The sequence below is a fragment of the Promicromonospora kroppenstedtii DSM 19349 genome, from assembly GCF_000515355.1.
GTDB classification, from domain to species: Bacteria; Actinomycetota; Actinomycetes; order Actinomycetales; family Cellulomonadaceae; genus Promicromonospora; species Promicromonospora kroppenstedtii.
Genome location: NZ_KI911760.1, coordinates 120,886 through 130,219, shown reverse-complemented (window position 1 = coordinate 130,219; position 9,334 = coordinate 120,886). Strand labels below are relative to the sequence as shown.

Genomic DNA, 9,334 nt, shown 5'->3' with positions numbered 1-9,334 from the left:
CGGGGTGCCGATCCCGGCCAGGCCGGCGTCGGCGTCGTAGGGGCTGGTGCCGTGGGCGCGGGTGTCGATGGTCGCGGTCATCAGAACTGCGCCGCCTCGGTCGAGCCGGCCAGCGCGGTGGTCGCCGAGTCCGGGTTGAGCGCGGTGGCGACGCGGTCGAAGTACCCCGTGCCGACCTCGCGCTGGTGTCGCGTGGCGGTGTAGCCGCGCTCCTCGGCGGCGAACTCCAGCTCCTGCAGCTTCACGTAGGCCGACATCTGCTCGCGGGCGTAGCCGTGGGCCAGGTCGAACATCGAGTAGTTCAGGGTGTGGAAGCCGGCCAGGGTGATGAACTGGAACTTGAAGCCCATGGCGCCGAGCTCGCGCTGGAACTTGGCGATCGTGTCGTCGTCGAGGTGCTTCTTCCAGTTGAACGACGGCGAGCAGTTGTAGCTCAGCATCTGGTCGGGGAAGTCGGCCTTGACGGCCTCGGCGAACTTGCGGGCCAGCTCCAGGTCCGGGGTGCCGGTCTCCATCCAGATCAGGTCGGAGTAGGGCGCGTAGGCCTTGGCGCGGGCGATGCACGGCTCGATGCCGTTGGTCACCTTGTAGAAGCCCTCGTTCGTGCGCTCCCCGGTGATGAACGGGCGGTCGCGCTCGTCGACGTCCGAGGTGATCAGGGTCGCCGCCTCGGCGTCGGTCCGGGCGATCACGATCGACGGCACGTCGGCGACGTCGGCCGCGAGCCGGGCCGCGTTGAGCGTGCGCACGTGCTGCTGGGTGGGGATGAGCACCTTGCCGCCGAGGTGGCCGCACTTCTTCTCCGAGGCGAGCTGGTCCTCCCAGTGCACGCCCGCGGCGCCCGACTGGATCATCGACTTCATCAGCTCGTACGCGTTGAGCGGGCCGCCGAAGCCGGCCTCGGCGTCGGCCACGATCGGGGCGAGCCAGTCGCGGGTGGGGGTGCCGTTCTCCGACACGTCGATCTGGTCGGCGCGCAGCAGCGCGTTGTTGATGCGGCGGACCACGGCCGGCACGGAGTTGGCCGGGTAGAGCGACTGGTCGGGGTAGGTCTGCCCCGAGAGGTTCGCGTCGCCGGCGACCTGCCAGCCGGAGAGGTAGATGGCCCGCAGGCCCGCCTTGACCTGCTGCACGGCCTGGTTGCCGGTCAGCGCGCCGAGGGCGTTGATGTAGTCCTCCTCGTGGAGCTCGCGCCACAGGCGCTCGGCGCCGCGGCGGGCCAGCGTGTTCTCCTCGCCGACCGAGCCGCGCAGCGCGACGACGTCCTCCGCCGTGAAGCTGCGCTCGATGCCGGCCCAGCGGGGGTCGGACGCCCAGGCCTGGCGCAGCTCCTCGGCGGTCTGGACCTGGTCCCCGGCGCGCACGGAGGCCTGCGCCGGCACCGCGGTCGTCGCGGACGTGGTCGCCTCGGACGTGGGGTCGATCGTGGGTGCGCTCATGGCGGGTCTCCTTCTCGGGACGGAACGTTGCCACCGCGTCTGCCGGTGACGTGTAACGACCATCTGCCCTCCGCAACCCCCTTCTCAAGCAGATCCGAGCAGAAGATTTCCAGTTCTTCTGTTGATCGGAAGCCTTTGCCTATGTCACCCTCGGGCATGGCAGGAAGCACCGAAAATCGCAGAACCGCGCGAAACGCGACTTCCTCGCGTTCCACCCAGAGCGGTCAAAACGCTCCGACGGCGACGTCGGACGCCGAGCCGGACGCCCTCACGATCGGCCGCCGCATCCGCTACCTGCGGACCAGCAAGGGCATGACGCTCGAGGACCTCGCTGCTGCCATCGACCGCGCCCCGTCGCAGATCAGCACGCTGGAGAACGGCAAGCGGGAGCCCAAGTTCTCGCAGCTGCAGGCCATCGCCCGCGCTCTCGGCACGGGGGTGGACGACCTGCTGTCGCCTGAGCCGCCGTCGGAGCGGGACGCGCTGGAGATCGAGCTGGAGCGCGTGCAGCGCGGGCCGCTGTTCGCCTCGCTCGGCATCGACGGGGTGCGCATCGGCAAGTCGCTGCCCCACGACGCGCTCGCGACGATCCTGGCCCTGCACCGGGAGCTGGAGCGCCTGCACACCGAGCGCGCGGCCACCCCCGAGGAGGCGCGGCGGGCCAACGGCGAGCTCCGCGACGAGATGCGCGCCAAGGACAACTACCTGCCCGAGCTCGAGCAGGTCGCCAAGGACCTGCTGGCCGACGTCGGGCACACCACCGGGCCGCTGCCCCAGCGCATGGCGGCGGAGATCGCCGCGCACCTGGGCTTCACGCTGCACTACGTGAGCGACCTGCCGCACTCGACACGGTCCGTCATCGACACCCGCAACCGGCGCCTGTACCTGCCGTCCAAGGGGTTCCGAGGCCGGTCGAACACGCGGTCCGCGCTGCTTCAGGCCCTCGCCTCGCACGTGCTGGACCACACCGAGCCGGGGCACTACGGCGAGTTCCTGCGCCAGCGCGTCGAGGCCAACTACCTGGCGGCCGCCCTGATGGTGCCGGAGAAGCCGGGCGTGAAGTTCCTGCGCGACGCCAAGGACGAGCGGGCCATCGCGATCGAGGACCTGCGCGACGCGTTCGGGGTGTCCTTCGAGACCGCCGCGCACCGGTTCACCAACCTCGCCACGCGACACCTCGGCATCCCGGTGCACTTCATGAAGGTGCACGAGTCGGGGATCCTGCACAAGGCGTACGAGAACGACGGCGTGCGGTTCCCGTCCGACGCCCTGGGCGCCGTCGAGGGCCAGCACGTCTGCAAGCAGTGGACGGCGCGCCGGGTGTTCGACGTCGAGGACCGGTTCAACCCGTACGCGCAGTACACGGACACGCCGTCCGGCACGTACTGGTGCACCTCACGCGTGGAGAACACGTCCGACGGCGCGTTCTCCGTGTCGGTCGGTGTGCCGTTCGCGGACGTCAAGTGGTTCTCCGGGCGCGAGACCACGGTGCGGTCGGCGTCACGGTGCCCCGACGAGTCGTGCTGCCGGCGGCCGCCCGAGGACCTGTCGGAGAAATGGGGCGACTTCGCCTGGCCCTCGGCGCGGCCGCACGCGTCGATGCTCGCCGCGATGCCCTCGGGCGCCTATCCGGGCGTGGAGACCACGGAGGTCTACCGGTTCCTGGAGCGGCACGCTCCCGAGGACTGAGCGGTGCGCGCCCCGCGTGGGGCGCGCACCGAACGGGCGGCGTCAGCAGCCCGTGACCAGGTCGAACACCCCCTCCGACGTCTCGCGGAGCGTGGTCACGGTCGCGTTGCCCTGGCCCAGGTAGTCCAGGGTGCCGATGGCGTAGAACGGGTTGTACGGGTCGATGCCGTACGACGTCGCGCGCCCCGCGGCCTGGTGCTGCGCGTTCGTGGCGGCGCCGCAGAACAGGCCCGGCTCGGTGGGCGGGTCCGTCGGCGGGTCGGTGGGCGGGTCCGTCGGTTCGGCGGACCGGTCCACGCGCCGGTTGTTGTCGAAGAAGAAGTCCGTCACGTACGCCGGGTAGTTCACGGAGCTCGTCGAGATGTACGAGCCGCCGGGGCCGCCGCCGGCCGGCCACGCGTGGCCCACGTTCGTGTTGGCGATCAGCGAGACGCGCGGCCCCGCGGCGTCGGACCACAGGGTGCCGGTGCCCGCCGTGTTGCTGCCGGGCAGCCCCGCCAGGGAGAACGACGACTGGGTCGAGGCCCCGTAGATACCCGCCATGACCTGCGCGTTCAGGGTGTTGTACCCGGTCGCCACGGTGGTGTCGGACGACCCGTAGACCACCGACGTCACCTGCGTGCCGAAGCCGGGCGACCCCGTCGACGCGAAGTTGCGGCAGACCGTCGTGGCCTGTGCCTTCGTGGTCGCCACGGAGCCGATCTGGCCCGACGTCGTGCCCACCGTCGGGCCCGCGTCGATGCCGATCCCGGCGAACACGTCGGGCGCGAGGCAGCCCATGACCATGGTCTCGCCACCGCCGGACGAGAGCCCGGAGAGGTAGACCTGGTTCGGGTCGATGCCGAGCGAGGCGTCCCCGAGCAGGTCGTCGACGAGCTGGAGCAGGTTGTCGTCGTGCCGCGCCGGGTTGGCCCGCGAGTGGGACGTGTCGTAGTAGTCCCAGCAGCCGAGCAGCACGCCGCCGTTCGGCGCGGCGGGCACGGCGACGACCATGCCGTGCTCGTCGGCAGTCGCCGCCCAGTTGCCGCCGCTCTTCAGGTTGGCCGACGTCTGCACACAGCCGTGCAGGTTGATCATCAGCGCGCGCCCTGCGGCCAGGGCCGGTTCCGACGTCGGCACGTAGAGCTGCGTCGTCATGCCGCCCGCCGTACGGGACGACCAGGCGCCCGCGGCGGGCTGCGCGACGGCGGCCACCGCCGCGACCGCGGGTGGGACGAGGGCCACCGCGACGAGTGCCGCGAGCCAGCTGGCGAGGCGGCGCCGGGGCCGCGTCAAGGGGTGTGTCATTCGAACCTCCACGTTGAGGTCGTGCCGCCCGAGGCGCTCCGATGCGCGGGGTCAGCCGGACATCTGCGGACATTAGGTGCGACCTGAATCACCTGTCAATAGTTCACCCGGGCCCTTCTACCGGCCGATGGGTTGACATGAGATGCCCGGCTCGTCCACTATCTCCGCAACCTGAATCGCCTCTCAGGTTTGGGCGACGGAGCCCGCACCCCACGAGCGGCGACCACCCGAAGAAGGGCAGAGTCATGCGGACGAGGAAGTCCCTCATGGCCGTCGCCGCGGCGGCGGTCACGGGCCTGGCGCTCGCGGCGTGCGCGCCGACCGGCGCGACCACCGGCGGCAGCGGCGACGGCGAGAGCACGGCGCCGATCGACGTCGGCATCGTGTACTCGGAGTCCGGGCCGCTCGCCGCCTACGGCGCGGCCTACAAGCAGGGGTTCGAGGCGGGCATCGACCACGCCACCGACGGCACCGGCACCGTCGCCGGCCACGAGCTGAACGTGACGTACCACGACGACGCGGGCGACCCCGAGAAGGCCGTCTCGCAGGCCAAGGACCTGATCGGCAAGGGCTACCAGATCCTGGGCGGCACCGTCGTCTCGGGCGTTGCCCTGCCCCTGGCCGAGCAGGCCGAGCAGAACAAGGTCCTGTACGTCTCCGGCCCCGCCGCCGTCGATACCCTCACCGGCATCAACCGCTACACCTTCCGCAGCGGCCGGCAGTCGCTGCAGGACGTCGCCGCGGCGGGCACGTTCGTGGACCCGAACGGCGCCAAGGTCGTCGTGTTCGCGCAGGACAACGCCTTCGGTCAGGGCAACCTCGCCGCCGTCGAGGGCGTGCTGGGCGGCCAGGGCGCCGAGGTCTCCTCGGTGCTGGTCCCCGAGGACGCCACCGAGTTCACGCCGTTCGCCAAGAAGGTGCTCGACGCCAAGGCCGACATGGTCTTCGTGGCCTGGGCGGGCGCGACGACGGGCGCGATGTGGCAGGGCCTGGACCAGCAGGGCGTGCTCGACGAGACCACCGTCGTCACCGGCCTGGGTGACGTGGCCACCTACGGCGCCTACGGGGACGCGGCCGAGAAGGTCAGCTTCCTGAACCACTACTTCCCGGGCGCGGCCGGCACCGAGACCGAGACCGCGATGCTCGACGCCGTCGAGACGGCCGGCGGCACGCCCGACCTGTTCACGCCGGACGGCTTCGTGGCGGCGCAGATGATCGTGCACGCGATCGAGGAGGGCGCCGGCGACGTCGAGGCCATGGTCGACGCGCTGGAGGGCTACACGTTCGAGGGCCCCAAGGGCGAGACCACGGTCCGCGCCTCCGACCACGCCCTGATCCAGCCGATGTACCAGGCCAGGCTGGTCCAGGACGGCGACGCCTGGACGCCCGAGCTGGTCGAGGTCATCGACGGCGCGTCCGTCGCGCCCGCGGAGGCGACGCAGTAATGGCGACGGGTGGCGAGCCGGTCCTCGAGGTGGCCGGCCTCGGGCTGACGATCGGCGGTGCGCGCATCCTCGCCGGGGTGGACCTCCGGGTGGAGCGCGGAGAGCTGATCGGCGTGATCGGGCCGAACGGCGCGGGCAAGACCACGCTGTTCAACCTGATCAGCGGCATCTACCGGGCCACGAGCGGCCGCGTGCTGCTCGCTGGCCGGGACGTGACCGCGGCGTCCGTCGCGGTGCGGGCCCGCGCGGGCCTGGGCCGCACGTTCCAGACGTCGAGCCTGTTCCCGCGGCTGTCCGTCGCGGAGAACGTGCGGCTCGCCACCCAGCGCCGCCTCGGCGGCAGCCTCTCGGTCCTGAACTTCCCCGGCGCGGCGACACGGCGTCGGCGGAGGCCGCCGAGCACCTGGCCACGGTGGGCCTGGCCCACCGGGCCGACGCCGCCGCCGGCGACCTCTCGCACGGCGACAAGCGCAAGCTGGAGATAGCCGTGCTGCTGGCCATGGACTCCTCCATGGTGCTGCTGGACGAGCCGATGGCCGGCGTCGCCACGGGCGACGTCGCCGGGCTCGTCGAGGTGATCCGGTCGATCAGCGACTCCGGCCGGACGGTGCTCATGGTGGAGCACCACATGGACGTGGTGCTCGGCCTCGCCGACCGCGTCGCGGTGCTGCACCACGGCGAGCTGCTGACCTGCGACGTCCCGGAGCGGGTCATGGCGGACGAGACGGTGCAGTCGGCCTACCTGGGCACGACGGCGGGGAGTGCGGCATGAGCGGGCCGAACGTGCTGGAGGTGCGCGGGCTGTCCGCCCGGATCGCCGGCCAGGAGGTGGTGCACGACGTGTCGTTCGAGGTCCCGGCGTCGGGCGTCACGGCCGTGCTGGGGCGCAACGGCGTGGGCAAGACGTCCACGCTGCGCGCGATCCTCGGCCTGGTCGAGCGGTCGGGCGAGGTGCTGCTCGACGGCGTCCGCGTGGACGGCGAGCGCACCGACCGCATCGTCCGCCGCGGCGTCGGCTACGTGCCCGAGGACCGCGAGGTGTTCGCGGGCCTGACCGTCTCCGAGAACCTGCGGCTCGCGGAACGCCGCGCGGGGAGCGGCGGTTCTCGGGCAGCACGATCCGGCACGACGGCGCACGGCACCACGCCGGCACGCCGAGAGCTGGTCGACGCCCTGTTCCCGGACCTGGTCAAGCGGGCCGGCCAGCGCGCGGGCACGCTCTCGGGCGGGCAGCAGCAGATGGTCTCCCTGGCCCGGGCGCTGCTCAACGACAACCGCATCCTGCTCGTGGACGAGCCCACCAAGGGGCTCGCCCCGCGCATCGTGACCGAGGTCGCCGAGACGCTGGCCACGGCCGCGCGGACGGTGCCCGTGCTGCTCGTCGAGCAGAACCTCCAGGTGGTCGAGCGGCTCGCCGAGCGCGTCGTCGTGATCGACGCCGGACGCGTGGTGCACACGGGACCGGCGCGGGAGCTGCTGGACGATCCGGAGCTGGTGCAGCGACTGCTGGGGGTCTCGGCAGGCTCGGCCGGCGAAACGGGGGTTGCCCGGTGAGCACCGTGATCCTCCTGCTCGCGACGGGCCTCGGCCTCGGCGGGCTCTACTTCCTCGTCGCCTCCGGGCTGTCCCTGATCTACGGGCTGATGGGCGTGCTGAACTTCGCGCACGGGTCGTTCCTCACGCTCGGCGCGTTCGTCGGGCTGGCGGCCGGCAACCTGGTCGGCGCGGGCACCTGGGGCGGCCTCCTGCTGGGCCTCCTCGTGGGAGCCCTGACCGGGGCCGCCGCGGCGACCGCCACGGAGCTCGGCCTGATCCGGCCCCTGTACAACCGGCACATCGAGCAGGTGCTCGTGACCGTCGGGCTCTCGCTCGCCACGGTCGCGCTGTTCGAGGGAATCTGGGGTCCCAACCCCCGCAACGTCACGCGCACCGACTGGCTCGCCTCGACCACCGACGTGCTGGGCGCGCACGTGCCGAACACCGCGTTCCTCAACGTGCTCGCCGCGGCAGCGGTGCTCGGCGGCATCGTCGCGTTCCTGCGGTACACCCGGTACGGCCTGATCATCCGCGCGGGCGTGGAGAACCGGGCCATGGTGACGGCGCTCGGCATCGACGTGCGCCAGGCGTTCACGCTCGTGTTCGCCGTCGGCGGGGCGGCGGCCGGGCTGGGCGGTGTGCTCGCCACGCAGTCGCTGAACTACGTGTCGCCGCACATGGGCGCGAGCCTGCTGATCTTCGCGTTCATCGTCACGGTGATCGGCGGCATGGGCTCGCTGACCGGGGCGGCAGTGGCGTCCGTCGTCGTCGCCGTGCTCCAGCAGCTCGCCAACTTCTACCTGAACAACACCGGCGACCTGATCGTCGTCCTGCTCCTGGCGCTCGTGCTGCTCGTGCGCCCGTCCGGACTGATGGGGAGGCCCGCATGAACCGCGTCACCACCCGCCTCGGTGGCCTCGCGCTCCTGGTGCTCCTGGGGTGCCTGCCGCTGCTCGCGATCCCGGTCCCGGGCGTCCTGCCGGGGTACACGTACGAGCCGGGGACGCTCCAGCTCCTGGCCCTGTGCTGGCTGACGGCGGCGCTCGCGCTCTCGTACCACCTGCTGTTCGGGGTCGCGGGGCTGATGAGCTTCGGGCATGCCCTGTACTTCGCCGCGGGCATCTACGGCCTGGCCATCGTGCTGGACCGCACCGACGTGCCGCTCCTGCCCGCCGCCGCGCTCGTGCTCGTGGGCGGCGTGGCCCTCGCGTTCGTCGTCGGCGCCATCTCGCTGCGGGTCACTGGCATCTCGTTCGCCATGGTCACGCTCGCGTTCGCGCAGGCGGGCAACGTGCTGGTCCGGCGCGACCAGGGCGACCTGACCGGCGGCGAGGAGGGGCTCGCGCTCGCCACCGACGGCGTGCCGGCCGCCCTGGTCGGCGTGGTCAACACGCGCAACCTGTACTGGCTGGCGCTCGCGGTGCTGCTGCTCGTCTACCTGGTGGTGCTGTGGATCGAGCGCAGCCGGGCCGGGCACGTCGCCGCCGCGGTGCGCGAGAACGAGGTGCGCGTGCGCATCATCGGCGGCCGCCCCTACCTGACCAAGCTCGTGGTGTTCGTACTGGCCGCGTCGCTCGCTACCGTCGTCGGGATGGCGTACCTGCTGCTCCAGTCCGGCGCCTCGCCGGCGACGTCGACCGCCGACTTCACGCTCACCCTCCTGGTCATGGTGGTGCTCGGCGGGGTCGGCTCGCGCTGGGGCGCCGTCGTCGGGGCCGTGCTCTACACGCTGCTGGACCAGCGGCTCGCCGAGCTCGCGCACTCCGAGGCCGTCGCCGGGCTGCCCGCTGTGCTCCGCATCCCGCTCTCTGAGCCGATGTTCCTGCTGGGCACCTGCTTCGTGCTGGTCGTGATCTTCCTGCCGGGCGGGCTGGCGGGCGCGGCCGAGCGGCTCGCCGCCCGCCGTCGGCCCGGGAGCGACCGGGACGGGAGCGGTCC

Annotated in this window: 7 protein-coding genes and 1 pseudogene; 6 read left to right on the top strand and 2 right to left on the bottom strand. The window is 72.1% G+C overall.

The annotated features are described in order from the left end of the window. Positions 1–80: 80 nt before the first annotated feature. The gene (aceA, locus tag PROKR_RS27870) at positions 81–1,439 is read right to left on the bottom strand and encodes an isocitrate lyase (protein ID WP_245605996.1); all 1,359 of its coding nucleotides are present in this window, start codon (positions 1,437–1,439) and stop codon (positions 81–83) included. Between the two features lie 156 nt (positions 1,440–1,595). Here aceA and PROKR_RS27865 point away from each other — a divergent pair, with 156 nt between their 5' ends. After that, on the top strand, positions 1,596–3,128 hold the full coding sequence (locus tag PROKR_RS27865; RefSeq protein WP_084800724.1) for a helix-turn-helix transcriptional regulator: 1,533 nt from the start codon (positions 1,596–1,598) through the stop codon (positions 3,126–3,128). Positions 3,129–3,170: 42 nt separating this feature from the next. Here PROKR_RS27865 and PROKR_RS27860 read toward each other — a convergent pair whose 3' ends face one another. Then, positions 3,171–4,415, bottom strand: coding sequence for an extracellular catalytic domain type 1 short-chain-length polyhydroxyalkanoate depolymerase (locus PROKR_RS27860; RefSeq protein WP_036970371.1), 1,245 nt, complete (start codon positions 4,413–4,415; stop codon positions 3,171–3,173). 245 nt (positions 4,416–4,660) lie between these two features. On the opposite strand from PROKR_RS27860, the gene PROKR_RS27855 reads away from it, so the two are divergent. The 5 genes and pseudogenes from PROKR_RS27855 to PROKR_RS27835 all read left to right on the top strand — a co-directional run. Beyond that, positions 4,661–5,860, top strand: coding sequence for a substrate-binding domain-containing protein (locus PROKR_RS27855; RefSeq protein WP_036970369.1), 1,200 nt, complete (start codon positions 4,661–4,663; stop codon positions 5,858–5,860). Beyond that, positions 5,860–6,632: pseudogene (locus tag PROKR_RS27850) on the top strand (ABC transporter ATP-binding protein). Before PROKR_RS27855 ends, PROKR_RS27850 begins: the two are co-directional and overlap by 1 nt. After that, positions 6,629–7,414, top strand: a complete 786-nt coding sequence (locus tag PROKR_RS27845) for an ABC transporter ATP-binding protein (RefSeq protein WP_036970367.1) — start codon at positions 6,629–6,631, stop codon at positions 7,412–7,414. The pseudogene PROKR_RS27850 and the gene PROKR_RS27845 overlap by 4 nt, the downstream one beginning before the upstream one ends. After that, positions 7,411–8,286 carry a branched-chain amino acid ABC transporter permease gene (locus PROKR_RS27840; protein WP_036970365.1) on the top strand — a complete coding sequence of 292 codons (876 nt, stop codon included), beginning with the start codon at positions 7,411–7,413 and terminating at the stop codon, positions 8,284–8,286. The genes PROKR_RS27845 and PROKR_RS27840 overlap by 4 nt, the downstream gene beginning before the upstream one ends. Next, positions 8,283–9,334: branched-chain amino acid ABC transporter permease (locus PROKR_RS27835; protein ID WP_084800723.1), on the top strand; the 1,052-nt coding region annotated here is incomplete at its 3' end. The genes PROKR_RS27840 and PROKR_RS27835, both read left to right, overlap by 4 nt.

What these genes read in the sequence shown, in the direction of transcription:
- aceA (WP_245605996.1), bottom strand. Translation starts at nt 1,439, where the DNA reads ATGAGCGCACCCACGATCGACCCCACGTCCGAGGCGACCACGTCCGCG.
- PROKR_RS27865 (WP_084800724.1), top strand. Translation starts at nt 1,596, where the DNA reads ATGGCAGGAAGCACCGAAAATCGCAGAACCGCGCGAAACGCGACTTCC.
- PROKR_RS27860 (WP_036970371.1), bottom strand. Translation starts at nt 4,415, where the DNA reads ATGACACACCCCTTGACGCGGCCCCGGCGCCGCCTCGCCAGCTGGCTC.
- PROKR_RS27855 (WP_036970369.1), top strand. Translation starts at nt 4,661, where the DNA reads ATGCGGACGAGGAAGTCCCTCATGGCCGTCGCCGCGGCGGCGGTCACG.
- PROKR_RS27845 (WP_036970367.1), top strand. Translation starts at nt 6,629, where the DNA reads ATGAGCGGGCCGAACGTGCTGGAGGTGCGCGGGCTGTCCGCCCGGATC.